Here is a 25,715-nt window from a genome sequence, read left to right as displayed (position 1 = left end):
TAATAGAGAGTGAATGTTCCAAATGTAACTAAAACAGAATGCCGAGGCAATAATTTATGCAATTATTTAAGCATCGAACTTATCCAAAAGCTTAATTAAGGTAGCGTAGTCTTTTGGGTATGGCGCATCGATTACGATATCTTTATCATCAAGACCTTTAAAAACCAAATGTCTTGCATGTAAGGCAAAGCGTTTCATAATCGGTTGCTCCTCATCGCCTTTGGTTAATTTATATCCTCTTTTTATTGAAGAAAGAAAAACCGGTTTGCCTTTATACATTTCATCGCCAACAATAGCTGCCCTTTGCGTAGCCAGGTGAATACGAATTTGGTGCATTCTGCCTGTTATCGGCTTACACTCTACCAAAGTATAGTGCTTATAATATTTTAACGAATTGAAGATGGTTTCTGCTCGCTTACCTTCTGCCCTATCAATGGTTACATTTTTATTTCCATCGTTTAGAATTGGTAAATCGACTGTTAAATGTTCAAAGATTACGTGTCCATCTACCACAGCATGATAAGTCTTGTTAACTTTTCTGCGTTCAAATTGCATTGAAGCGTGGCGATAGCCTTCAGGGTTTTTAGCAATAATTAAAGCACCAGAAGTTTCCTTATCTAACCGGTGACAAACCTGTGCATCATCGCTGTATTGTTTAGCTAAACGCAACACATTAGTTTCACCAGAACCCCCACGCTCATCTAAAGAAGCTAAAAATGGTGGTTTATTAATTACGATGAAATCGTTGTCTTCAAAAAGAATAAGGTCTTTAAAATTAGGGTACTTCAAGCTTTGCTGTTATTAATGAACTGCAAAAGTACAGATTTTATTTTCAATGCATTATTTACTCGTGCTTAATTCTAATTTAAACAACAGTTTTAGGAGCGTAAATAAGCAGATATTTTTAAAACTAAATCCCGAAAAATCAGTTTTTATCATCATATTTTCAAAAATAATTTGTATAAAATTAGGCGCATGTTTGGTTTTATAGCTTAATTATAGCTTTATTTGCACAAAAACGTATTTCATGGCCAAAAATTTATTAATCGTCGAATCTCCCGCTAAAGCTAAAACCATAGAAGGCTACCTAGGAAAAGATTTCCTTGTAAAATCTAGCTATGGCCACATTCGGGATTTAGCCAAAGGCGATATGGCAATCGATATCGATAATGATTTTGCTCAGAAATACGAAGTTCCAGCCGATAAGAAAGCTTTGGTAGCCGAACTTAAAAAACTAGCGAAGGATGCCGAAATGGTTTGGCTAGCATCCGATGAAGACCGCGAGGGAGAAGCCATTTCATGGCACTTATTTGAAACCTTAGGATTAAAACAGGAAAAAACGAAACGTATTGTTTTCCACGAGATTACCAAACCCGCAATTTTAAAAGCAATTGATAGTCCGCGAAGCATTGACTATAATTTAGTAAATGCGCAACAAGCTCGCCGTGTTTTAGATAGATTGGTTGGTTTCGAGCTTTCCCCTGTTTTATGGAAAAAGGTTAAACCATCACTTTCTGCTGGCCGTGTACAATCTGTAGCGGTACGTTTAATTGTTGAAAGAGAAAGAGAAGTCCAACATTTTAGTGCAACAGCAGCTTATAAGGTTACAGCACAGTTTTCTACAGGTAAAGGCAAAGAAATTGTAAAGGCAGAATTGCCACAACGTTTTGAGAGCGAAGCTGATGCTGAAAAATTCTTACAAGATTGCGCTACAGCTAAGTTTGACATTACAAGTTTAGAAACCAAACCTGCAAAACGTAATCCAGCGGCACCTTTTACGACTTCAACCCTACAACAAGAAGCATCAAGAAAGCTTGGTTTTTCAGTTGCGAGAACCATGCAGGTTGCTCAACGTTTATACGAAGCTGGAAAGATTACGTATATGAGAACGGATTCGGTAAATTTATCGGATACGGCTTTAGCTGCAGCAGAACAGGAAATTAAATCGGCTTATGGTAATCAATATCATCAGCCAAGAAAATATAAAACTAAATCAGCTGGTGCACAGGAAGCTCACGAGGCTATACGTCCTACTTATTTCGATAGGCATACCGTTGATGGAGACATCTCAGAAAAACGTCTATACGATTTAATCTGGAAACGTTCAATCGCTTCTCAAATGAGTGAGGCATTATTCGAAAAAACTACCGCTCAAATTACAGCATCAACCAGGAAAGAACATTTAGTAGCCGAGGGCGAAGTTTTAAAATTCGATGGTTTCTTAAAAGTTTATTTAGAATCTACGGATGATGAAGAAACCGAAGAAAATGAAGGCGGTTCTATCCTACCGCCATTAGCAAAAGGACAAGAACTATTCTTAAAAGAAATGCAGGCAACAGAACGTTATTCTCGTCCGCCAGCAAGATATACCGAAGCTAGTTTAGTTAAAAAATTAGAAGAATTAGGCATCGGCCGACCATCAACTTATGCACCAACAATTTCTACGGTTCAAAACCGTGGTTACGTGGTTAAAGAAGATAGAGATGGCAAACAAAGAAACTTTACCGCTATAACTTTAGCTGATGGAAAGGTTTCGAAAAATACAAAATCAGAAATTACGGGGGCTGAAAAATCTAAGCTCTTCCCTACTGATATTGGTGAAGTAGTGAATGATTTTTTAGTGGAACATTTTAAAGGTATTGTAGATTTTAACTTTACGGCAAGCGTAGAAAAAGAATTTGACGAGATTGCACAAGGTTTACAAGAGTGGACTAAAATGTTGCATTCTTTCTATAATCCTTTTCATTTAGAGGTTGAGAACACATTAGAAACTGCAGAGCGTGCCACAGGTGAAAGATTATTGGGTTTAGACCCTGCAACTGGCAAAAACGTTTATACAAAAGTTGGAAAATTTGGGCCTTTGGTACAAATTGGCGAGCTTGATGAAGAAGAAAAACCACGTTACGCCAGTTTAATGCGCAACCAATCCGTAGCGACAATTACATTAGATGAAGCCCTTGAATTGTTTAAACTTCCATTCTCATTGCCTGATTTTGAAGGTAAAGAAGTAATGGTTGGCGTTGGTCGTTTTGGTCCTTATGTAAAATGGGGAGAGGCTTTTATATCATTGCCAAAGAATGAAGAACCTTTGGCGGTAACGTATGACAGAGCGGTAGAAATCATCAAACAAAAAATGGATGACGATGCACCAATCGCTCATTACCAAGGCTTAGGCGTTACTAAAGGTAAAGGCCGCTTTGGTCCGTTTATAAAGTGGAACGATTTATTCATCAATATTCCAGCTAAGGGTTACGATTTCGATAATTTATCGCAAGAAGATATTGAAACTTTGATTGGCAAAAAAGTAGAGAAAGAAGCAAATCGTTACATTAAAACCTGGGAAGCTGAAAAAATTTCAATCGAAAACGGTCGTTGGGGACCATTCATTCGTTTTGGTAAATTAATGTTGAAATTGCGGAACAACGAAGCAACCAAACAAAAATATACTCCTGAAGAATTGGCTGATATCGATTTGGAAGTGGTAAAGAAAATGATTGTAGAGCAAGTACCAAATGCTTTCGAAACTAAGAAAAAAGCACCTGCTAAAAAGAAAGCGCCAGCGGCTAAAAAGGCTGTGGCAAAGAAAAAATAATTTTGAACAAAGAGTAAGGAACAAGGATTAAAGATTAATTTTTTAAACCTAAAAATCACAGTCTTTATTCTTTGCTCTTTTATCCATTATCCAAATGAAAGCCGATTTACCAGAAAATACAGTTGAAGATATTGCCATGGCCGTTGTGCTGATGAGCGAAACGCCCGAGGTAAAAAACTGGACGGTTTATCTTGTTAATTTAAAAAACGAACCTATAACCAATGTCTTAATTAGCTCAAAAGGCTATGGTGAAAAGGACGGTAAACAGGTTAAAACTTCTGTTTTAAGGCATTTTATTGGAGACATGGAGGCAAACGACTTTAAAGGTGTGGAAGCAATCGACCCTGAAGTTTTTGGCTTAACCAACGAATATTGGTTAAGTTACTATATCGGTTCTACTATTTACGATAAGAAATTTATCTTCCTACCTGAAAGTATTATCGATACCAATTTGATTAAAATCCCATTGGTGAATAGGCCTGGCGTGATGATAAAGTAAGTTCTTTAGTTCTAGGTTACACGTTGTAAGTTATAGGTTTCGAATAATGTATAGGTATCGCAAAAAACATACAACTTTAATTAAAGCGTCGCCAACACGTAAAACTTACTACTTAAAACGTACAACATTAAGGCACTTTAACCGCCTGTCTACCAAGAAGCTTCCAACCTGCTTTTTCCTTACTCCAAATTAGTAAAATATACAACTTCACATTTCCAGGAATATTTTTATCATTCGTTTTTGCATTTAAGGTATGACGAACTAAAGCTGTTTTGTTTTGAATAGTAACCGTTTGGTTGCTTAGGTTAATATCTACAAAATCCGATTCAGCAGAGAGTAAGGAATGTATAAATTCTTGCTTGGTTTGAATTTTCCCGCTAGAATGTCCGTAACTTAAATTTGGTAAAATTAGTTTATCCAGAGAAACACTATCTGGTGTAACCATCAACTTAGTTAATTTATTTACAGCTTCTTCTACTTCCATTTTTTGAGCAAAAGACACATGTGTAATTAAAATACAGGCAGCAAAAATCAATAGTTTCTTAATCATATCTGGTTGGGTTGATGTCGTAAACTTATTTAAATGATTGTTAAGGAACAAATTAAAACTTGGAAAATTAAAAACGCTGCCTTGCAATGATGAAAACATATAACAGCAAGATTCCCACAACTTCTTAATTTTCAACATAATTTATTTTAACAGGAATTTTAGTTTATTTTGAATCACATCTAATTAAAATTTCAAAAATGGAACAACCATCTACCTACCAATCTTCCAACAAAAAGAAATTTATTTTTATCGGCTTACTCGTAGCTTCTATCGCTGCAATACTTTTCATTTATTTCAGGCATAAAAAGGAATCGAATGAAGATAATCAAGCCTATGCAAAATATATCGAAGCTTACACTTCTGGAACCATTTCCAAAAAAAGTTTTATCCGTGTTCATTTAGCTAATGCTGCTACAGGTATGCAAGATTTAGGCAAAGCCGATTCTCGCGACTTATTTGATTTTTCGCCCTCTATTTCAGGTAAAACCTATTGGATTGACCCGCAAACCGTAGAGTTCAGACCAGATGAAAATCTAAAACCAGGTAAAGAATACGAAGCAACCTTTAAACTATCGGAAGTTTCTGCAACCGAAAAAGGTTTGGAAGATTTCGACTTCGAGTTTAAAGTAATCACGCCTGGGGTAATGTTATCTCAAAATGGATTAGTTTCTCAAAACAATACCTCATTAGATTACATGAAATTAACTGGCGAGTTAGCTACAGCTGATGCGGAAGAAACTGCTAAAATTGAGAAAGTAATCGAGCTTGATTTTGACCAGAAGTTAAAGATAAAATGGCAACATGACCCCGCTAAGAACATTTCTAAATTCACAATTGACAGTATCAAGAAAAAAGCCACCGACCAAACTTTAAAAATAAATTGGGATGGCGATGCAATTGATGCCGACCAAAAAGGCAAAGAAGAAATCCGTATTCCGGCTTTAAATAAGTTTGAAATTCTGGATATGAAAGCCATTCAAGGCGAAGAAGATTATGCTTTGATACAGTTTTCTGAACCAATTGGTGTTGGACAGGATTTAACCGGTATGATTACACTTGGAAATTTAGGTGATTTACGCTTCACCATTGATGCCAGTCAGGTTAAAGTTTATGCTGCCGAAGAACTGAAAGGAAATTACAACCTAAACGTAAATAATGGCATCGAAAATATTAATGGTAAGGTTTTGGCTGGCGGAAAAACGGCCAGCTTAAATTTTGAGGATAAATTACCGAGTGTTACCATTGCAGGTGCTGGTACGATTTTGCCAAATTCGGGCAAATTGGTTCTTCCTTTCGAAGCGACAAACCTAAAAGCGGTCGATGTTACGGTTATCAAAATTTATGAAAACAATATACCTCAATTTTTTCAAACTAACAGCTATAAAGATGGTAATGAGCTTCGTCGCGTAGCCAAACCAATTTTACAAAAAACGGTTCGTTTGGATGAAGATAAAGCCTTAAATCTGCACAAAAAGAATCGCTTTACACTCGATTTGGATAAAATGATTCGTACAGAACCTGGTGCAATGTATCGCGTAACCATTGCTTTTAGACAAGAATATAACGCCTACAACTGCAAAGCAAATGCGGAATCGCTTGAGGATAGCAACGAAAATTACGAGGATGAAGAAGGTGGTTATTATGGTGAAAAGATTGATGAAGATGACGATTTCTGGCAACGATATAATAATTACTACCCAAACAATTACCGTTGGAATGATAAAGATAATCCTTGCACACCATCATTTTACACCAATCAACGTTGGGCAAGCCGTAATTTAATTGCCTCCAATATTGGTTTAGTTGCAAAACGAGGGAACGATAATAGTATGCTTATCCTAGCAACGGATTTATTAACAGCGAAACCATTAAGTGGCGTAAGTTTAGAACTAATAGACTACCAACGCCAAACTATTTTTACAACCAAAACCGATGGCGATGGATTTGCAAAATTCGATTTAAAACGCCAACCGTTTTTGTTAATTGCTAAAAATGGTTCAGAACGTGGCTACTTGAAATTGGATGATGGCAGCTCGTTACCGCTAAGCCGTTTTGATGTTGGCGGCGATGTAGTTCAACGTGGTTTAAAAGGTTTTATTTATGGCGAACGTGGCGTTTGGCGACCAGGAGATAGTTTATTTGTTTCTTTCGTTTTGGAAGATAAATTAAAAAAGCTACCTGCAAATTATCCTGTTACCATGGAGTTTTATAATCCGAAAGGACAATTATATAAACGCTTAATTAATGGCAAGCCTGTAAATGGTTTCTATACTTTTAAAACCGCAACAGAAAGCACATCGCCAACCGGAAATTGGATGGCAAAAGTTAAGGCTGGTGGTGCAACCTTTACCAAAACTTTGAAAATAGAAACGGTAATGCCAAACCGTTTGAAAATAGATTTCAATGTGGGTAACAGAACTTATTTGAGCGCCGGAACTTCTGCCGCTACCCTATCGGCCAAATGGCTTTTTGGTACACCAGCACAAAATTTAAGGGCTAAAGTTGATGTTAACTTAAATACGACAGAAACCAAATTTAAAGGTTTTGATGGCTTTAGTTTTGATAATCCTACGGTTAATTTTGAATCGCAGATTAAAACTATTTTTGAGGGTACGTTAAGTGCAGCAGGTACAGCACAAATAAACACCAATTTAAACGAAAACAATACTGCGCCAGGTGTTTTAAGGGCAAATTTTACCACTAAAGTTTTCGAGCCAGGAGGTAATTTCAGTATTGATAACTTTAGTATTCCGTACCATGTTTACAATAATTACTTAGGTGTTCGACCAGAAAAAGGCGACAAATTAAGTGGTATGCTAGTTACCGGAAAAGACCACAAAATTGAGATTGTAAATGTTAATACGGATGGTAAATTACTTTCGGGCAGTAAAACCGTTCAGGTAGAATTGTATAAAACGCAATGGCGTTGGTGGTGGGAACAGGATAATCAATATACTTATGCAAATTTCACCCAAAACCAGTATAATAAGTTGGTAGAAACGCATCAGATAAACTTAACAAACGGAAAAGGCAGTTGGAATTTGCGCATTGATGAACCAGAATGGGGTCGTTACTTAATCCTGGTTCGCGATTTGAAAGGTGGCCATGTAACTGGAAAATCCGTTTATGTAGATTGGCCAGGTTGGGCACAGCGAGAGCAAGGTGCAAATCCAACCGAAGCATCCATGTTATCTTTCACAGCAAACAAAGAGAAATTTACGGTTGGTGAAGACATTATGCTAACGATTCCGTCGGCAAAAAATGGCAGAGCTTTAATTTCAATCGAGAATGGAAGTCGGGTTTTAAAAACTTTTTGGATTGATACCAAAGCTGGGCAAACACAGTATTCGTTTAAGGCAGAGAAAGAAATGGCACCAAATGTTTTTGCAAATATTACGTTATTACAGCCTCATGCACAAACAGTTAACGATTTACCAATTAGAATGTATGGTGCAATTCCGCTTTCGGTTGAAGACCCACAAACCATTCTAAAACCAACCATCAAAATGTTGGATAAAATTAAGCCAGAAACTGAAAATACCATTACGGTTGGCGAGCAAAACGGTAAAGCCATGACTTACACCATCGCCTTGGTTGATGAGGGTTTGTTAGATTTAACACGCTTCAAAACGCCAGACCCACATGGCGCATTTTATGCCCGTGAAGGTTTAGGAGTTAAAACCTGGGATTTATTCGATTATGTTTTAGGTGCTTGGGGTGGAAATTTAGAACGCATATTAAGCATCGGTGGTGATGGTAGCATCAATAAAAATCTAAATCCTGCAAAGGCTAATCGCTTTAAAGCAGTAGTAAAATTTATGGGACCATTTACTGTTGGAAAAGGCGAAAGCAAAACGCATAAATTCAAATTACCACAATATATTGGTGCGGTTAGGGCAATGGTGGTTGCTGGTCAGGATGCGGCTTATGGAATGGCTGAAAAATCAGTACAAGTTAAAAAGCCTCTAATGGTTTTGGCAACGCTGCCACGTGTAATTGGTCCAGGCGAAACCTTTACTTTACCCGTTACCGTTTTTGCGACAGAAAATAATCTAAAAAATGTATCTGTTCAACTTCAGGCTAATAATTTAATTGTTCAAGGCACAAATAAGCAGCAACTTTACTATAAGCAAACTGGCGAGCAGATGGCTTATTTCGAGGTGAAGGCACCAGATAAAGTTGGCATCGCAAAAGTAAAAGTTAAAGCGCAAAGCGGAGCTGAAAAAACCGAATACGATGTTGAAATGGATATTAGAAATCCAAATCCTTATGTTACTAATGTAGTTTCGGCAACGGTTCAACCTGGTCAAAAATGGTCGGTAAGTTATTTACCTATCGGAATGAGCGGTACGAATTCTGGTACTTTAGAAGTATCATCTATTCCGGCAATTAATTTGAAAAAGCGTTTGAGTTATTTAATTCAATATCCGCACGGATGTATTGAACAAACCACTTCGGGTATTTTCCCTCAGTTGTTTTTAGATAGATTAAGTCCGTTAAATGAGCAGCAAAAAGCTCAAACCGAAAAGAATATAAAAGCTGGAATAACCCGATTAAAAGGCTTCCAAACAACAGATGGTGGCTTATCTTACTGGCCAGGAGAAGGCAATGCTGACGAATGGGGAAGCAATTACGCTGGACACTTTTTAGTAGAGGCGCAAAATGCTGGCTATACTTTACCTGTCGGATTATTGGAAGAATTACTCCGTTACCAAAAAACAAAAGCTGCAAACTGGGCACCAAACAGCAATAATTTCTACGGTGGAGATTTATCTCAAGCTTATAGATTGTATGTGCTGGCCTTAGCTAAAAAACCAGAAATGGCAGCCATGAACAGATTGAAAGCTTTTGAATATCTATCAGTTGCTGCAAAATGGCGCTTGGCTGCTGCTTATAAATTAGCCGGACAAAGTAGCGTTGCACAAAATCTGATTAGTGGTTTAAATACCACTATTCAACCCTACAAACAATTGGGCGGAACTTATGGCTCTGACGTTCGGGATGAAGCCATGATTTTAGAAACCTTAACATTGCTTGGTCAGAAAGCTAAGGCGGCAAGTTTATTACAGCCATTGGCGGCTAAACTTGGTGAAAACACCTGGTATAGCACCCAAACTACGGCTTATAGTTTATTGGCCATCGCGAAATTCTGCGGCACCAATCAATCTTCAAATAAACTACAATACCAATATGTTTTGGATGGAAAATCGGCTCCTGTAAATTCTGGGCAGTATATCAACAGTACTGCTGTTAATTTTAAAGGAAATATCGCTTCCATTACAAATAAAGGTAATAATGTTTTGTTTGTTCGTTTGGTTTTAGAGGGACAACCTGTTGCTGGTCAGAATAATTTCTTACCAAACCGACCTGATGTTTTAGATATGAATGTGGCTTACAAACGCTTAAACGGTACAGCTTTAGACCCAACGACTTTGAAACAAGGAACGGATTTCTATGCAGAAGTTACGGTTAAAAATCCTGGTAGAATGGGTTACTACGAGCAAATGGCTTTAACTCAAATTTTCCCGTCAGGTTGGGAAATTATTAATACCAGGGTTAATGAGAATCAAAGTATGTTGGCTTCTTCTCCATTTACTTATCAGGATATCCGTGACGATAGGGTTTTTACCTATTTCAATATTCGGGAAAATGAAAGTTTAGTGTATAAGGTGTTGTTGAATGCATCGTATACAGGTAGATATTATTTATCAGCAGTTCAATGCGAAGCCATGTACAATAATGATATTTCTGCTACGCAGGATGGAAAATGGGTTCAGGTGGTGAAGTAAGGATATTGGTTAATGGTTCGTGGAGACACGAACCATGGCAAGAAATAATACAATGTGTAAAATAGAGATTGCTTCGTACCTCGCAATGATTTATGGCGGTCGTCATTGCGAGGCAAAGCTTGGTTAATAATTGATTGTGGAGTCACAAACCATGCCTTGGCTTAAGAGACACGAAACATAGCATAATTTAGCTGTTAATCCATTGCCGCCTTGGTTCGTGTCTCCACGAACAAAATTGAAACTTAAATTGATAGTTTATGGATAAGCTATTTGAACAAAAGCGTCATAACTACATAGAAATAGGACAAATATATTTTTGGACAGCAACAATTAATAAATGGCAAGAACTATTATTGGAAGATAAATTTAAAAACATCATCATAACCTCTTTAACCTACTTAAGCAGCAAAAACAAAATCGATGTTTTTGCATTCGTAATTATGCCAAATCATGTTCATATTATCTGGCGAATTAACGCATTAAATGGCAAAGAAACACCACAAGGTTCATTCTTAAAATATACAGCTCACGAGTTTAAAAAATTGTTAAATGCTGATGAGTTAAATAAATATCAAACAAATGCGGTAAACAAATCTTATGAATTTTGGCAGAGAGACCCGATGGCTATAGTAATATATTCGCCAGAAGTAATTTATCAAAAACTTGATTACATACATAACAACCCAAATACAGCGTATTGGCAATTGGCAGATGAACCAAAAAACTATAAATACTCATCTGCAAGTTTTTACGAAAATAATCAAACCAACTTCTTATTTTTAAAAGATTTGAGGTTGGAACTATAATGGTTCGTGGAGATATGAACCACGGCAAGAAATAATACAATATGTAAAATAGAGATTGCTTCGTACCTCGCAATGACGTTTATGGCGGTCGTCATTGCGAGGCAAAGCTTGTCCCGACATCGGGGAAGCAATCTCTCAATTAATAACCTAATGAACACAACACCAAAAGCATTTCTAATTGCCGATATTATTTGTGTCGCAACGCTTTTGGTGTTTTTGTTACTGCTGCCAGCAAAGCTTTTTAAATCGCCAACTTCATTTGTAGTAGAGGCCAGTAATGGAAATTTGCTTAGTGCCGCTATCGCAAGCGACGGACAGTGGCGTTTTCCCGTAGCCGATTCTGTTCCTGTAAAATTTAAGGATTGCATTATCGCTTTTGAAGATAAGCGCTTTTATAAACACTTCGGTGTTGATTTTCTGGCGATGAGCAGAGCCATGAGGCAAAACTTTAAAGCCAAAAGTGTAGTGAGTGGTGGCAGTACTTTAACGATGCAAGTTATACGCTTATTGAGAAAACAAGACCGAACCATCTGGCAAAAAATTTATGAAATTATTCTCGCTTTTAGATTAGAACTTAAATATTCAAAAGAAGAAATTATTGGACTTTATGCAGCAAACGCACCATTCGGAAGCAATGTTGTAGGTTTAGAAGCTGCAAGCTGGCGTTATTATGGTCGCGATGCCAAGACACTTTCCTGGGGAGAGATGGCAACTCTAGCAGTTTTACCAAACAGTCCTTCGTTGGTGCATCCGGGCAAAAATTCAGCACGTCTGGTAAAAAAAAGAAATGATTTACTGGATAAGTTGGCGAAGCTTCAATACATCGACCAAAGTACCGCAAATCTTTCTAAGCTAGAACCTGTTCCAGGTAAACCACTGCCCTTGCCTCAAAATGCGCCCCATTTATTAAATCGCTTCAAGGTTGAAAGAAAAGCCTTGGAAATTAATTCGACCAGAATCAAATCTACTGTAAACGAGGATATTCAAATAAAAGTAAATTCAATTCTTAAAAGATATAATAACCGTTACAGAGCAAATGACATCAATAATATTTCTGCCTTGGTTTTGGATGCCAAAACTGGAAATGTGGTGAGTTATGTCGGGAATATTTATCAACCAGAAAATGCTGATTTACAAAGCCATGTGGATATGATTAAGGCGCCTCGAAGTCCTGGAAGCACATTAAAACCTTTGCTATATGCCAGTATGTTGAACGAGGGCTTTATTTTACCACATACTTTAATACCAGATGTACCCACTCAAATTGCTGGTTATTCACCTCAGAATTACGATTTAGGTTACGATGGAGCCATTGCAGCTGATAAAGCTTTAAGTCGTTCGCTGAATATTCCGGCAGTTAAAATGTTGCAGCAATACAAGTACGAGCGTTTTTACGATAAGCTTAAAAAATTGGGTATTGGAACTTTAAATCAGCCAGCCGACCATTATGGCTTGTCGCTAATTTTGGGCGGAAGTGAAGTAACCATGTGGGATTTAGCAAATACCTACATGAGTATGGTGAGAACATTAAATCATTTCAATACTTACAAAGGTTTATACAATCCCGATGATTATAGACAAGCAAGTTATTTTGATGTTAATAAAAAAGAAAGTAAGGGTTTTGAGCGTAATTCCTTCTTAGACCACGGCTCGATTTGGGCAACTTTTAATGCGATGGAAGAAGTGATGCGACCAGGTGATGAGGGTTTGTGGGAACAATTTTCATCTTCACAAAGAGTGGCCTGGAAAACGGGAACAAGTTTTGGCTTTCGCGATGCCTGGGCGGTTGGATTAACGCCAAATTATGTAGTTTGTGTTTGGGTTGGCAATGCCGATGGTGAGGGCCGACCTGGCTTGGTAGGAATTGAAGCTGCAGCGCCTGTTTTATTTGATATTTTTAAGTTATTACCTAACGGAAAATGGTTTGAGACGCCGTTAACAAAACTCAAAAAGATTAAAGTTTGTAAACAAAGCGGTTACAAGGCAGGCGAATACTGTGTAGATATTGTGGAGGAATTAGTACCAACTGCTAGCGAAAAAACGGTAGTTTGTCCTTTTCATAAATTAGTCCATTTAGATAGAACAGGTACTTATCGCGTTACTGACCAATGTGAAAGCGTGACTAACATGCAACATAAAAGTTGGTTCATTTTGCCACCAGCGATGGAATATTATTATAAAATTAAAAACAGCGATTATAAGACTTTACCACCGTTCATGGCTGGCTGTGATGTTTCTGGTGGTAATAGTGTAATGGAATTGATTTACCCAAAAAATGGAGCAACGGTTTACATTCCGTTGGAGATTGATGGAACACGAGGGAAAATTGTTTTAAATGCCGCACACAGAAATCAAGGTTCGAAAATTTACTGGCACATTGATAATGAATTTGTTGCGACCACAACAAACTACCATCAATTGGCGGTTAGTCCGTATCCAGGAAAACATACTTTAACACTTGTTGATGAGCAAGGGGAAAGGTTGGTGCAGGTATTTACGGTTTTGGATAAGGAGAAAAGCAAACCAAAAGATTAAATCCTTCGTCAGTTGAAACTGACGGCAATGAATCGACAAAATGCATAGCAAACTTTTTATTCATTGTAGCTGAGCTTCAAGATTCCCGCATACGCGAGAATGACGACCGCGTCTAATTAGAGCAGACGCAAATTGCAAAATGCAGAACAAACCATCCATTTCATTGCCGTTGACTTCAGTCAACGGTTTGCTATGCTGCAACTTTATTCCTTGCAATTTCCTAAGTTAAATAAACCTGATATAAGTGGAAATACTTTTAAAATTGCAGCAACTTTAATATTCTGCAGCCTGCTAGATTTAAACCAATTGCTTCGTGCCTTTGCATGACAGAAGTTTTTAAAAGATTGCAACGTTAGCAGGACTGCGCTAACCGATAAGCATAGAAAATTGCTTTTCAAAAAAACTAAATCTCTGTTTTAGTAACCACTAACTTTCTTTCAATTGTACCATAAACGATTAAATACTGAGCAATCATGTAAGTTGCCATAATTAAAACACCAGCTTGCGGAATTGGGAATGCAAATTTATTTACGGCCAATGCACTATCAGATAAAAGGAAAAACAAGGCGCCATAAAGAATTAATTTGTAGCTAAAGAAATTGACTTTCCCATAACGATTTACTGCCATTATAGCCATAAAAGTGATGATGATCGCATAAAACAAAACTGCAAATTGCATGGCGCCAAGAAATGGCTGCAGATAAAAAAACAAGCCAACGCAAAAAATAATTAATGCACCAACAGCCCATAAAAAGAATGGGGATTTATAATTTGGATTTGATTTATGGTCGAGGGTAAATGCTCGGATGTAGAAAATATGGCAAAGTAAAAATGCGACTAAGCCATAAATAAAATAGCTTGGTTTACCAGACTGAAGCATCAAAAAAACATCTCCTGCAAGTGCAAAAACCAAGCCTGTAAATATACGTTTATGAAATTTTCCTTTAAGGTTTGTAGCACTATAAAGCCAAAACAAAAGTGTTATTACGATTAATGGTTTTGAAAAATTGCGGATTTGAATATTGCCTGATGTTTCTGCATAAAGCTGAATAACGTAAATTACTACAAAAATAAAAGAGAATATTTTAGTTTTCATTAGCATTGGGATTCGCTTTTTGTAAATTGAAAAACCAAATTACGGATATTAACTCTACGCCTGCAAATATCACCTGATATCCGATTGGAAATTTAAGCAGTAAAACCAATAACAATCCGAGTGCTAATCTAACATACTCGAATTTGATTAGCCATTGTTTTTGCTCTAATAAAGCACCACAAGCAATCAACGTTAAAAGTGTAAATACTACACCCAAAATTAAGGATATATAATCCATCTTGGTGTATGAAAATAATATTGCCGAACCTGCTGCCAACGCAATTATGAATTGCACTAAAACATATCCTGTTAGCTTCGATTGATATTCGGGATTAAATTTTCGATAGTTTGCAACATTAATTTCTGGTGCTTGTTGAAAGCCGCCTAGATGTGCAGGAAACCAGCCAGGCGGTTTTAAAAATACCTTTATTTTATCACTCATTTTAGGTGATTTACTCGCAGTTTTTATTAAATCATCCCAATAATGGAGGTTTGCCCAAACTGGATTCCAACTGGCTAAGGGTTTTGTAATCCCGTAATAGACTTCTTCCTCTTCCTTTTGAAAGGTACCAAACATTCTATCCCAAATAATTAATGTACCTGCATGGTTTTTATCAATATATTTTGGGTTAGAGCCATGATGTACCCGATGATGCGATGGTGTGTTTAAAATATATTCTAAAAAACCCATCGATTTGACGGCTCGGGTATGAATCCAGAATTGATAAAGTGTGTTGAATGAACTTAGGGTTAAAAACATAATCGGGTCGAAACCTACAAACGCCAATGGCAAGTAGAAAACCCAGCTAAACCAGCCTTGAAACCAACTTTGGCGTAAGGCAACCGTTAAATTATATTCTTCTGATTGATGATGAACAATGTGTGCTGCCCAAAGAGCATTTACTTGATGGCTCATTCTATGAAACCAGTAATAGAAAAAATCTACACCGATAAAAAGGACTATCCAAACCCAGATGGTTTTAGGCATTTCAAAAAGTCGAAAGTTTTCGAAAATGTATTTATAACCAAAAAATAGGGCCGTTTTCATAAAAATACCTATAAGTTGCTGCCCTATTCCCTGACTTAAATTTGAAATGCTATCGTTTAAACGGTAATAATTAAGTTTTTTATAAAAATTGTAGCCAAGCTCAATACCTATCAGAATGAAAAATATAGGTACAGACAAAGCGATGTAATCGACTTTCATAAAGAAGGAAAATATATTTGGTTAGAAATATTTGAGTACAATTTAAGCATTATAATCTAAATATCTAAAAAGTAAGATGTTAAACTTGAAGTTACGTTACCCGAGTTTCGTTTAAGGATTTTACCCATTCAGTTTTTTCGCATTCATTACAATAGTGTTTTTTACCAGGCTTTAGTTTGAGGGTATTACCGCAAAAGCTACAAGAATAAAAACCCTCTTCAATAATTTCTTCGCTACTTTTTTCAAAATCATCTGGTAAAATTGGTAAGCCATATCTTACATCTTCATCTTTATAATAAAAGACACTCAACTCTCCAGATGTTTCGATTATGGTTAATTTGACCTGACCTAAATGGGTAACATTTTTTTGCCTTAATTCTGAGAAAAATTCATCTTGGGCTAAAGATTCCTTTTTAAAGTTTTTAATTGCAAATACTCCCTCTCTAATTAAGCAGGTTGATGTTCCTTCAACAATTTTCTCTACTTTTTTGCTTTTTCCAACAAAGTAAGCAGTTATTTTATATGAACATACTACAACGGCAAAAACAAATACGGCCGAACCTAAACCTACTTCCTTGTAAAACATTGGGTCGCCGGCGGCAGAGCCTAAACTGATAATTACAACCAATTCGAATATCGAAAGTTGCTTTACCCCTCTTTTACCAAGTAACCTAAGGCTAAATAAAATAATCAGGTACATAATAAAAGTTCTAATCATTATCTCAGGGATGAAGTTCCAATTTTCATCACCAAGTAGCATTTTTTCGAAATCGACCATAACTTTTATCATTTTTATATAAACCTTAAATCTTTAGTTATGTTTAAATCTTATCAAAATACTGTATTGCTAAAACATTATCATTAAAACATTGTATTAGGATTGTATTTACCCAATTAAATTTTTATCCCCATTGAAAAGAGTACTAATTGTAGATGACGATCCTGATATATTAGAAGTTTTTCAGCTTGCCTTAGAGGCTGAACATTACAGCGTTTTCCCACTATTATCGCCCCGTTACATTTTTAAAACTGTTAAAGACTTTAACCCTGATTTGATCATTTTAGATATTATGTTGAATGGAATGGATGGAAGAGCAGTTTTTAAACAATTAAAAGCAAATCCTGAAACGGAAAATATTCCGGTAATTATGGCTTCTGCAAGGTATGATGAAAACTACATTACCTCACAAAAATATCATCCAGATGATTATTTGGAAAAACCTTTCAATATCAGCACAATGGTTGAAAAAGTAAATGCCTTAACCCAAAATTAAAAAACTATGAAATATAAAATCCCGAGCCTGCTTGCAATAGCATTATTGGCTGTTTCGATAAATGTTAAAGCCCAAACTGGCAGGCCAGATAAGCTTTATTCAATGAGTGGTATTGGTTTTGCCTTCCCAATGGGAGAAACCGCAGACTATCTAAAACCAAAATTTTCAACATCGTTAGGATTAAACCTTGGCTTAGGAAATAGTGGGTTATTTTTATACCCCAAAGTTAGTTTGCACGCTTTTACATTTAATCAAATTACGCCAGATGCAGGATTTAACTATACATTAGAAAAAGGTCGTGCTACAACCTATCTATTGAATGTTGCTTTGGGTTATCGTAAAATTGTTGATAAATGGGCTTTTTATGGCTTTGCTGGCGGTGGCGGCGGATTTATTTTAACACCACAAGCTGCAGTCAATCCACAAAATTTGCAAGTTACGATGAGCAATAAATCAAACACAACCGGAATTGTTGAAGCTGGTGGTGGTATTGAGTATAACTTAGGTGGCGCTGCCCTATTTGCAGAAGTTAGCTATATGTACGGAACCTCGAAAATTCAAAATCGTACATTCAATACTGTTCCAATCGCAATAGGTATAAAACCGAATTTAAGTAAGCTATTAAATAAATTATAGTAGATATTATACAAATTATTGTAGCGAATGCGTTAATACGTAGTCGCTTTTTTTATTTAGATGGTGTTTAAAACGCTAAAAATATTATCTGCAAAATAATTTTATTACTAATTATTTTAGTATAGATTTGTATTCAAATCAATTCAATGTTATACGCAATAGTCGATATAGAAACAACTGGAGGTCATGCATCAGCTAATGGTATTACTGAAGTTGCAATAAACATACACGACGGAAATCAAATTATTGAGTCTTTTTCCACTTTAATTAATCCAAAGCAACATATCCCCGATTATATTACTGCTTTAACTGGTATTGATAATGAAATGATTGCTGATGCCCCAACCTTTGAAGAGGTTGCTCTACAGATTTATCAACTTCTCAACGATAAGATTTTCGTAGCACACAATGTAAATTTCGATTATTCATTTCTGAAACATCACTTAAATTATGCTGGTTACGATTTACAGTGTAGAAAACTCTGCACCGTAAGAATGAGTAGAAAACTTATTCCAGGTAAACCATCGTATAGCTTAGGTAAATTATGCAGCAGCCTAAATATCCCGATAGAAAACCGTCACCGAGCAGCTGGAGATGCAAATGCAACGAGCATTTTGTTCAACATGCTTTTGCTAGCAGATAATGAAGGTGTTATTACCGATATGTTAAAGAAAACATCGAAGGAACAGGTTTTACCACCAAATCTTGATAAAGCTGCAATTCTTAAACTACCCAATAAGCCTGGCGTTTATTACTTTAAAGATAGCAAGGGAAAAATAATTTATGTTGGTAAGGCGAAAGATTTAAAAAAAAGAGTAACCAGCCATTTTACGGGCAACCGACCAAATAAGCAGCGGCAAGATTTTTTAAAGGGTATCCATGATGTTGATTATGTAATCTGCGGTACCGAACTTATGGCACTTATTCTCGAAGCAAATGAAATTAAACGCTTGTGGCCGGAGAATAATCGGGCTATGAAACGTTACGAACACAAGTACGACTTATATATTTTTGAAGATCAAAATAGCTATTTACGGTTAGCAATTGATAAGCATAAGAAAAATAACAACCCATTGCAGAGTTTCAACAACCTATTGGAAGGTTATAATTTCCTGAATTTTTTGGTCGAAAAATATCAACTCTGCGCTAAGCTTTGTTATTTGCAAAAAGCAACTACTAAATGTATTTCACATGAAAACGGACAATGTTTTGGGGCATGCAGTGGAATAGAAACAGTAGCGGTTTATAATAAAAGATTAACTAAAGCCTTAGAAGAAATTCAAAACTTGCAACCCACTTTTGCTTTGGTTGATGAAGGGAGAAAAGACGATGAATTGAGCTGTCTGGTTGTTGAAAAAGGTAAATTTTATGGAATGGGTTATTTTACCGAAAAAAATTATCTTGAAGATGGCTTAGCGCCACTAAAAGAAAATCTATCAATATATCAATCAAACAGTTATATTTTAAATTTGATATTGAGCCACGCTGAACAGTATCCTCAAAAGTTATATAAACTTTAAATCGAAATAAATTAATCTGGCTCAAATGCCCTTTTATATTTCGTTTTTCGCTATTTTACTAATTCGGTAGCATATTTAACTTTATAATCTAAATAGAAAATTATGATAAAATCAATCTGGATAAATCTCCCTGTAAAAGACGTTAGCAAATCGAAAGATTTTTTCACCAAGCTCGGTTTTACTCAAAATTTACAGTACGGCGTTAGAGAAGATTCAGCATCTTTTTTTGTTGGCGATAACAACCTTGTTTTAATGCTTTTTGAAAAATCGTTGTACGAAACCTTTACCGATAGTAAAGTTTCTGACAAGATTTCTGGTAATGAAGTTTTGTTTTCATTTGATGCTGAAAGCCCTGAAGAAGTAGATGAATTGGCTCAAAAAGTTTTAGATGCCGGTGGTACACTTTATGCTAAACCAGGCTACAAAGATGGGTGGATGTATGGTTGTGGCTTTGTTGATTTAGATGGACAGCATTGGAATATACTTTATATGGACATTAGCAAAATGCCTTTAGGCTAATTCCGTTTCATATTTTTTAAAACAAAACAGCTTTAAGGTTGCTTATTTTAATAAGCGAAATCAAAATTTATTATCATGGATAAGAAAGCTTTAGTTGTAGAAAGAGTATATGATGTTCCGGCTGCAAAAGTTTGGGAAGCATTAACTAACATTGATGAAATCAAAAAATGGTATTTTCAAATAGAAGATTTTAAAGCTAAAGTTGGCTTTAAGTTCGATTTTGTTGGTGGTCCGGAAGAAGGACCGCATTACTTACATTTATGTGAAGTTACCCAGGTTGAAGATGGTAAAAAATTAGCCTATACCTGGAAGTATGATAATTATCCGGGCAATTCAGAAATTACCTGGGAGCTATTTGATAATGGAGATAAAACCAGACTAAGCTTAACACATACGGGTTTAGAAACCTTTGAAGAAAATGGTAAAGATTTTACTAAGGAAAGTTTTAAAGGAGGCTGGACATATTTCCTAAATGAAGCATTAAAGGGCTACCTTGAGCCAAATACGTAAATAAAGAGAGGTTAATCAAAAGGTTAACCTCTTTTTTATTTATTAAACTTTTCTTTTAATAACTGGGCAACTGTTTTATCAGTCCTGAATGTTATATCATCAATATTCAGCTTTTGGATATTTACCCATCTAAATGATTGCAAAATTTCTCCTTCTGCATCAAAATCATAAATCCTGGTTTTAAATGCAAGTTCTAATGGTGCTTTTTCCTTTACCAAGTAATAAATACTGATAACCTGGCTATCGTTAAAAGATGATTTTTCGAAGAAATCAGTTGTATAGAAATGAGAAATGACGTCAATCTCGGCATTGCATTCTTCCATAAATTCTCGTTTCAACCCATCAATTAACCCCTCGCCAAATTCCAAACCACCACCTGGAAACTTGCTAAAACGAAATCCATGTTCTTCTTCATCACTAATTAAAACCTCATTTTTATGGTTAACCAATAAACCATAAACCCTAACATTAAAGTAGCTCATTTTCGAAATGCTTTTTATTTCTGACAACAATTTCAGGTGTCCAGGTAATTTCCTTATTAAAAGCTTCCTTCCTAACAGGGCATTCGCTCATGTGGCAATAATTGCAACATTCTGGCAAACATGGGTCTGCATGGATAAAAAGTTCTGCTTTTCTAACACCACTCTTATTTATCAGCTCATCAATTTGCGAAATCTCCCTATGCACCTGGTTCAAATCAAAATAATACGGCAAAGTAACATGACAGTCAATGTGAAATTCTGGCCCGTATTGTTGGGTACGCAGGTTATGTACATCAATCCATGGATTATGCCTGTTTTTTTGTAATACCTCTACAACTTCCTCAACCAAGGTAAAATCACTTTCATCCATTAAACCGCCAACTGAACCACGGGTGAGTTTATAACCAGAGTAAATGATATAAAAGCCTACCAAAATAGAAAGCAAGCTATCTAACCAAATTATATTTGTCAGCTGAATTAGTATTAAGCCAACGACAATTGCGATGCTCGTGTAAGTATCTGTTAACAAATGCTTTCCATCTGCCTGCAATGTGATTGAATGTTCTGCTTTTCCTACTTTAATTAGATACAAACCTACTATCATGTTAATTAAACCAGCTATTCCGATGATTAAGGTACCCTGCAAGAGTTGACCTACTGGATGTGGATAAACTAAGTTATATGATGATTTAAAGATGATGATCACACCCGCAATTAGAATTAAAACACCTTCAACAAACGCTGAAAAGAACTCCACTTTACCATGTCCGTATGGATGATTTTCATCACGCGGTTGCGTACTTAAGTAAATACTGTAAAATGCAAAACTTCCTGCAATTACGTTTACAATGCTTTCTGCAGCATCTGTTAAGATAGAATTGGAGCTCGTTATAAAATATGCAACAAACTTGGCAAGCATTAGTACAACGCTCACCACCAATGATATAATGATAGCTTTCTTTTTAACCGTCACGAAGATTTTTTTTCAAAAGTACGGTTAATAGAAAAATTAATTAATAAAAAAACTCGTTTTTTAGTGCAGAATAATATTTGGTTTATATATTTGCGCACAAAGTAATTAACCATGAGCATCTTATCAAATAGAATCAATAGCTTATCAGAATCTGCAACCCTTAAAATGACTAAGCTTGGCCGCGAACTTGCAGCTAAAGGCATTAATGTAATCAGTTTAAGTGTTGGCGAACCCGATTTTAATACGCCAGACCACGTTAAAAATGCTGCCAAAACAGCGTTAGATGAAAACTACACCCGCTATTCTCCAGTACCGGGATATCCTGATTTACGCCAGGCGATTGTGAATAAGCTTAAAACTGAAAATAATTTAGATTACGATGTTTCGCAAATCGTAGTTTCGACAGGTGCAAAGCAGTCTTTATCAAATGTTATTTTAACTTTAATCAACCCGGGCGATCAAGTTATTATTCCAACACCTTACTGGGTAAGTTATTCGGAAATGGTAACACTTGCCGAAGGCGAATCTGTTTTTATTGATACTGATTTAGAAAGTAATTTTAAGATTACGCCAGCACAATTAGAAGCTGCTATTACTCCGAAATCCAAACTTTTCATGTTTTCATCGCCATGTAACCCAACTGGCTCGGTTTATAGCAAAGCAGAACTTGAGGCATTGGTTAAGGTTTTTGAAAAACATCCTAATATTTATATCCTATCGGATGAAATTTATGAGCACATCAATTTTGTGGATAAACATGAGTCAATCGCTCAATTTGAAAGTATTAAGGACAGAGTAATTATCGTAAATGGTTTTTCTAAAGCATTCGCAATGACAGGCTGGAGATTAGGCTATATCGCTGCAAATAAAGAAATTGCTGCTGCTAACGATAAATTACAAGGACAAACTACTTCTGGAACTTGTTCTATTGCTCAAAGAGCAGGAATTGTGGCTTATGAACAGGGCTTAGAAAGTGTTTTAAAAATGAAAGAAGCCTTTCTTCGTCGCCGTGAACTTGTTTACAACTTACTAAATGAGATACCTGGTGTTAAAACCAACTTACCTGATGGTGCATTTTATTTCTTCCCTGAAATAAGTTCTTTCTTCGGTAAAAAAGATGCTGATGGAAATGTGATTAAGGATTCATCAGATTTAGCGCTCTACTTACTTAATGTTGGTCATGTTGCAACGGTTGGTGGCGATTCTTTCGGTAACAATAACTACATCCGATTATCTTACGCAGCATCAGATGAGAGTTTGGTAGAAGCACTTAGAAGAATTAAAGAAGCGTTGGGAAAGTTGATTTAATCACTTTTTCTTTTCGCAATAAAAAATCCTCGCCAAATTTGACGAGGATTTTTTGTTTAATCGATATTTTTTATCCGTAGTTGGCAGAAACGATTGTATCGTGCACCACAACTCTATACCAGTTTTTAGAAAACTTTTCTACAGCATCTAAGTGAGTTTTATCATCCTGATAAGCATTATGATCTTCGATATTATGGAAAGTTATGGTTAGCGAATATGTAAAAGAATTATCAGTAACAGGTCTGGTTGGTGTATTTGCGGCCAAACCATAGTTTAAAGTTTTAATATATTTTATTGTTTTTAAACTTTCGAAAAAGTTTGCAAAATCTAATACCTCTGCTTTTGTAAGCTGTGGTTTTAGCCAAAACATTACAAAATGCTTAATCTGGCCTTTACTAGCGTAGCTGTTCTCTATCATAACTTATTAATTGATTTAAATATGTGATTATCTTAAATAAGAAGTAAAAACTGGCCTGATTAGAAATTGTTGCAAATTATAAACAAACCAGAAATCAATCAAGATAAACCTTTTTTATTCTTATAGGTCATTTTAGCTTTAGTACCGGCGCTATAGTTATAGTTTTTTACATTACTCGCTTTCTTCTCATGAAATGCAGCACCACGCTCTGAAGTATCTTCCTCCTCATCTTTTTTCTTTTTCTTGGACTTAACGGTAGATACATCAACCACTTTCAAATCTTCGGGCAAATCGATAATATCCATTCTTTGGCCAATGGCTTGTTCGATTTTCTTTACCTCAATCAGCTCAATATCAGTAGAAAAAGTTATGGCAACCACTTCATCATCTCCATGTTTTACAATACGTTGAATTAAAGTTTCCTTTTGCTCAGGTAATTCGAAATGAAGTATAAACGGAATGCCTTGGATATCTAAATCCCCAAGATTCTCGTTTGCAACTATTAAAACCCTCGCTGATGGATTTAGTTTAAAATCCTCGATATCGTCAAAACCATCATCATCAAAAAATAGCGAGCGATAAATACTAATTTCTCCTTTATTAGGATTATTGAAGTTTTTATAAACCGTTTGGGCTGTTAAGCGAGTATTTACGAAAACGACAACCTTATCAAAAAATTCAGAATCATTAAGTAATAAAGTTAAAAGATTAAGCTTTGTTCTGAAGTTTGGAACCTGATAAAGCATTTGTGGATAAACCTCAGCTTGCTTTTCACCTATTTCATCAACTTCAATTGTAAAAGAAGAATCTTTCATGAAAGGTGAAATCATATGATTCAGCTTCTCATGAAGAACTTCTGTAAAAACTATGTGTTGAGATTTGTAAGCGCTATTTGCAAGTTCTACAACCGGAAGCTGCAAGCCTTTTTTCACGATTAATTCGGCATTATCTACAATGAATAATTGAATCTTGTTGGTATTTAATGCCAGTTTTAAATACAAGGCTCTTGCTCTATCCGGAACAGCAACAATAATATCACATCCATCCGTAATTTCATTCATTTGGGTTTCTACAGCACCACGGCTATCTATGCCTAAAATCCTGAAAGTGTTATTACGATTCAATAATTTAAATTGCTCTAATACATAATCTACATGTTCTGTATCAGGAACTAAAATCAAAGCTCGTGGTGCTTCCTCAAAAGCATATTTCAGCTTCATTAAAGTTGCTAAAACATAAGTTGTTGTTTTTCCGGCACCCTCTGGTCCTACTGCTATAACATCTTGACCACCCAATATACGCGACATGGTTTTAATCTGGATTTCCTTTGGAGTTAAAAATCCCGCTTCCGTCATGGCCGCAACAAGTGGTTTACTAAGTTTTAATTTATCTAATGACACCCTTAATCGTATTTAGTATTTAAAATGCAAATATCCTCAAAATAATTAGCTTTTAATAAACTGAATGTAAGCTTTGAAATAGGATGATGAAATCCAATCAAAAACATCCAATTTTCAACCGGCCATTGAGCATTTTAATCTACTATTTAACTTGAACCTTCAAGAATAAAACATAAAATTAAAAATTAATTAGTTGATAGTAAATAAGTTAATTGAAAAATTAAAATAAACACTACTAAATCTATAGATATTATATAGTAATTGATATATTTGTCGAATATTAACCAATAACAGAAAATGTTTAATAATTATGTCAACCTATTTTCAATATCCATCTACAATAGATTCTGCAAATTTAATGCAGAATGTAAAATATTCGGAAGTTAAATTTATAAATAATGATGATGAATATACTTTAATAATGGAAGAAATGATAGAATTGAAAGATTTTTTGAATTTAAAACCTGTTTAATAAAAAAAGGCCAGTTGACCGAATGGAAGGTCGGAGTTTCATAAACTTTAGCACAATGGTTCGAATCCATTACTAGGCCGCAAAGTGTTTCTCATATGCACTTACCCTGATTCTGCTCAATCAGGTAAG

21 protein-coding genes and 1 tRNA gene are annotated in these 25,715 nt (G+C 35.7%); 13 read left to right on the top strand and 9 right to left on the bottom strand.

All coding sequences use genetic code 11. The annotated features are described in order from the left end of the window. Positions 1 to 66 precede the first annotated feature (66 nt). On the bottom strand, positions 67 to 789 hold the full coding sequence (locus QWY86_RS16310; RefSeq protein ID WP_290243552.1) for an RluA family pseudouridine synthase: 723 nt from the start codon (positions 787 to 789) through the stop codon (positions 67 to 69). A gap of 238 nt (positions 790 to 1,027) precedes the next feature. Between QWY86_RS16310 and topA the strand changes: the two genes are divergently transcribed. Both topA and QWY86_RS16300 read left to right on the top strand, forming a co-directional pair. Next, complete coding sequence (gene topA, locus QWY86_RS16305) at positions 1,028 to 3,592, top strand: type I DNA topoisomerase (RefSeq protein ID WP_290243550.1); 2,565 nt, start codon at positions 1,028 to 1,030, stop codon at positions 3,590 to 3,592. Between the two features lie 94 nt (positions 3,593 to 3,686). Next, on the top strand, positions 3,687 to 4,091 hold the full coding sequence (locus QWY86_RS16300) for a hypothetical protein (RefSeq protein ID WP_290243549.1): 405 nt from the start codon (positions 3,687 to 3,689) through the stop codon (positions 4,089 to 4,091). A gap of 127 nt (positions 4,092 to 4,218) precedes the next feature. Here QWY86_RS16300 and QWY86_RS16295 read toward each other — a convergent pair whose 3' ends face one another. Next, a complete protein-coding gene (locus tag QWY86_RS16295) occupies positions 4,219 to 4,641 on the bottom strand; it encodes a nuclear transport factor 2 family protein (protein WP_290243547.1) in 423 nt (140 codons plus the stop codon). 197 nt (positions 4,642 to 4,838) lie between these two features. Between QWY86_RS16295 and QWY86_RS16290 the strand changes: the two genes are divergently transcribed. The 3 genes from QWY86_RS16290 (at position 4,839) to pbpC (ending at position 13,771) form a co-directional block, all read left to right on the top strand. After that, positions 4,839 to 10,430: an alpha-2-macroglobulin family protein gene (locus tag QWY86_RS16290; RefSeq protein ID WP_290243545.1), complete on the top strand. Its 5,592-nt coding sequence runs from the start codon at positions 4,839 to 4,841 to the stop codon at positions 10,428 to 10,430. A gap of 257 nt (positions 10,431 to 10,687) precedes the next feature. Further along, the gene (locus QWY86_RS16285; RefSeq protein WP_290243543.1) at positions 10,688 to 11,236 is read left to right on the top strand and encodes a transposase; all 549 of its coding nucleotides are present in this window, start codon (positions 10,688 to 10,690) and stop codon (positions 11,234 to 11,236) included. Between the two features lie 150 nt (positions 11,237 to 11,386). Continuing rightward, positions 11,387 to 13,771 (top strand): penicillin-binding protein 1C, encoded by a 2,385-nt coding sequence (gene pbpC / locus QWY86_RS16280; protein ID WP_290243541.1) that lies wholly within the window; start codon positions 11,387 to 11,389, stop codon positions 13,769 to 13,771. 403 nt (positions 13,772 to 14,174) lie between these two features. Here the strand turns inward: pbpC and QWY86_RS16275 are convergent, their stop codons facing one another. From QWY86_RS16275 to QWY86_RS16265, 3 genes are all read right to left on the bottom strand, one after another. Continuing rightward, a complete protein-coding gene (locus QWY86_RS16275) occupies positions 14,175 to 14,867 on the bottom strand; it encodes a lysoplasmalogenase (protein ID WP_290243539.1) in 693 nt (230 codons plus the stop codon). Beyond that, entirely contained in the window at positions 14,857 to 16,074 is a 1,218-nt protein-coding gene (locus tag QWY86_RS16270) for a sterol desaturase family protein (RefSeq protein ID WP_290243538.1), read from the bottom strand. The genes QWY86_RS16275 and QWY86_RS16270 overlap by 11 nt, the downstream gene beginning before the upstream one ends. 91 nt (positions 16,075 to 16,165) lie before the next feature. Further along, positions 16,166 to 16,852, bottom strand: coding sequence for a DUF421 domain-containing protein (locus tag QWY86_RS16265; RefSeq protein WP_290243536.1), 687 nt, complete (start codon positions 16,850 to 16,852; stop codon positions 16,166 to 16,168). A gap of 133 nt (positions 16,853 to 16,985) precedes the next feature. On the opposite strand from QWY86_RS16265, the gene QWY86_RS16260 reads away from it, so the two are divergent. From QWY86_RS16260 to QWY86_RS16240, 5 genes are all read left to right on the top strand, one after another. Further along, entirely contained in the window at positions 16,986 to 17,348 is a 363-nt protein-coding gene (locus QWY86_RS16260) for a response regulator transcription factor (RefSeq protein WP_290243534.1), read from the top strand. A gap of 6 nt (positions 17,349 to 17,354) precedes the next feature. Then, complete coding sequence (locus QWY86_RS16255) at positions 17,355 to 17,984, top strand: hypothetical protein (protein WP_290243532.1); 630 nt, start codon at positions 17,355 to 17,357, stop codon at positions 17,982 to 17,984. A gap of 146 nt (positions 17,985 to 18,130) precedes the next feature. Beyond that, positions 18,131 to 19,504 (top strand): exonuclease domain-containing protein, encoded by a 1,374-nt coding sequence (locus QWY86_RS16250; protein ID WP_290243530.1) that lies wholly within the window; start codon positions 18,131 to 18,133, stop codon positions 19,502 to 19,504. A 102-nt stretch (positions 19,505 to 19,606) separates the two neighbouring features. Then, complete coding sequence (locus QWY86_RS16245; RefSeq protein ID WP_290243528.1) at positions 19,607 to 20,023, top strand: VOC family protein; 417 nt, start codon at positions 19,607 to 19,609, stop codon at positions 20,021 to 20,023. Between the two features lie 75 nt (positions 20,024 to 20,098). Then, positions 20,099 to 20,533: an SRPBCC family protein gene (locus QWY86_RS16240; RefSeq protein ID WP_290243526.1), complete on the top strand. Its 435-nt coding sequence runs from the start codon at positions 20,099 to 20,101 to the stop codon at positions 20,531 to 20,533. 35 nt (positions 20,534 to 20,568) lie between these two features. On the opposite strand, the gene QWY86_RS16235 is transcribed toward QWY86_RS16240, so the two are convergent. Both QWY86_RS16235 and QWY86_RS16230 read right to left on the bottom strand, forming a co-directional pair. Beyond that, positions 20,569 to 21,015, bottom strand: coding sequence for an NUDIX domain-containing protein (locus tag QWY86_RS16235; protein ID WP_290243525.1), 447 nt, complete (start codon positions 21,013 to 21,015; stop codon positions 20,569 to 20,571). Further along, on the bottom strand, positions 21,002 to 21,988 hold the full coding sequence (locus QWY86_RS16230; protein ID WP_290243522.1) for a cation diffusion facilitator family transporter: 987 nt from the start codon (positions 21,986 to 21,988) through the stop codon (positions 21,002 to 21,004). Before QWY86_RS16230 ends, QWY86_RS16235 begins: the two co-directional genes overlap by 14 nt. A gap of 111 nt (positions 21,989 to 22,099) precedes the next feature. On the opposite strand from QWY86_RS16230, the gene QWY86_RS16225 reads away from it, so the two are divergent. Beyond that, positions 22,100 to 23,296, top strand: coding sequence for a pyridoxal phosphate-dependent aminotransferase (locus QWY86_RS16225; protein WP_290243521.1), 1,197 nt, complete (start codon positions 22,100 to 22,102; stop codon positions 23,294 to 23,296). A 70-nt stretch (positions 23,297 to 23,366) separates the two neighbouring features. On the opposite strand, the gene QWY86_RS16220 is transcribed toward QWY86_RS16225, so the two are convergent. Both QWY86_RS16220 and QWY86_RS16215 read right to left on the bottom strand, forming a co-directional pair. Beyond that, on the bottom strand, positions 23,367 to 23,714 hold the full coding sequence (locus tag QWY86_RS16220) for a Dabb family protein (RefSeq protein ID WP_290243519.1): 348 nt from the start codon (positions 23,712 to 23,714) through the stop codon (positions 23,367 to 23,369). 98 nt (positions 23,715 to 23,812) lie between these two features. After that, positions 23,813 to 25,114 (bottom strand): DEAD/DEAH box helicase, encoded by a 1,302-nt coding sequence (locus tag QWY86_RS16215; protein ID WP_290243518.1) that lies wholly within the window; start codon positions 25,112 to 25,114, stop codon positions 23,813 to 23,815. Positions 25,115 to 25,424: 310 nt separating this feature from the next. Here QWY86_RS16215 and QWY86_RS16210 point away from each other — a divergent pair, with 310 nt between their 5' ends. Then, complete coding sequence (locus tag QWY86_RS16210) at positions 25,425 to 25,586, top strand: hypothetical protein (RefSeq protein ID WP_290243516.1); 162 nt, start codon at positions 25,425 to 25,427, stop codon at positions 25,584 to 25,586. Positions 25,587 to 25,594: 8 nt separating this feature from the next. Continuing rightward, positions 25,595 to 25,666, top strand: a tRNA-Met gene (locus QWY86_RS16205). The last annotated feature ends 49 nt before the right edge of the window (positions 25,667 to 25,715 follow it).

It is taken from the genome of Pedobacter aquatilis, assembly GCF_030409415.1.
GTDB lineage: Bacteria > Bacteroidota > Bacteroidia > Sphingobacteriales > Sphingobacteriaceae > Pedobacter > Pedobacter aquatilis.
Note: the sequence above shows the minus strand (reverse complement) of the source record. Positions and strands in the feature narration are given on the sequence as shown.

Excerpts from the sequence above, each read along its gene's own strand:
- topA (WP_290243550.1), top strand. The coding sequence starts at position 1,028 with ATGGCCAAAAATTTATTAATCGTCGAATCTCCCGCTAAAGCTAAAACC.
- QWY86_RS16300 (WP_290243549.1), top strand. The coding sequence starts at position 3,687 with ATGAAAGCCGATTTACCAGAAAATACAGTTGAAGATATTGCCATGGCC.
- QWY86_RS16295 (WP_290243547.1), bottom strand. The coding sequence starts at position 4,641 with ATGATTAAGAAACTATTGATTTTTGCTGCCTGTATTTTAATTACACAT.
- QWY86_RS16290 (WP_290243545.1), top strand. The coding sequence starts at position 4,839 with ATGGAACAACCATCTACCTACCAATCTTCCAACAAAAAGAAATTTATT.
- QWY86_RS16285 (WP_290243543.1), top strand. The coding sequence starts at position 10,688 with ATGGATAAGCTATTTGAACAAAAGCGTCATAACTACATAGAAATAGGA.
- pbpC (WP_290243541.1), top strand. The coding sequence starts at position 11,387 with ATGAACACAACACCAAAAGCATTTCTAATTGCCGATATTATTTGTGTC.
- QWY86_RS16275 (WP_290243539.1), bottom strand. The coding sequence starts at position 14,867 with ATGAAAACTAAAATATTCTCTTTTATTTTTGTAGTAATTTACGTTATT.
- QWY86_RS16270 (WP_290243538.1), bottom strand. The coding sequence starts at position 16,074 with ATGAAAGTCGATTACATCGCTTTGTCTGTACCTATATTTTTCATTCTG.
- QWY86_RS16265 (WP_290243536.1), bottom strand. The coding sequence starts at position 16,852 with ATGGTCGATTTCGAAAAAATGCTACTTGGTGATGAAAATTGGAACTTC.
- QWY86_RS16255 (WP_290243532.1), top strand. The coding sequence starts at position 17,355 with ATGAAATATAAAATCCCGAGCCTGCTTGCAATAGCATTATTGGCTGTT.
- QWY86_RS16250 (WP_290243530.1), top strand. The coding sequence starts at position 18,131 with ATGTTATACGCAATAGTCGATATAGAAACAACTGGAGGTCATGCATCA.
- QWY86_RS16245 (WP_290243528.1), top strand. The coding sequence starts at position 19,607 with ATGATAAAATCAATCTGGATAAATCTCCCTGTAAAAGACGTTAGCAAA.
- QWY86_RS16240 (WP_290243526.1), top strand. The coding sequence starts at position 20,099 with ATGGATAAGAAAGCTTTAGTTGTAGAAAGAGTATATGATGTTCCGGCT.
- QWY86_RS16235 (WP_290243525.1), bottom strand. The coding sequence starts at position 21,015 with ATGAGCTACTTTAATGTTAGGGTTTATGGTTTATTGGTTAACCATAAA.
- QWY86_RS16225 (WP_290243521.1), top strand. The coding sequence starts at position 22,100 with ATGAGCATCTTATCAAATAGAATCAATAGCTTATCAGAATCTGCAACC.
- QWY86_RS16220 (WP_290243519.1), bottom strand. The coding sequence starts at position 23,714 with ATGATAGAGAACAGCTACGCTAGTAAAGGCCAGATTAAGCATTTTGTA.
- QWY86_RS16210 (WP_290243516.1), top strand. The coding sequence starts at position 25,425 with ATGTCAACCTATTTTCAATATCCATCTACAATAGATTCTGCAAATTTA.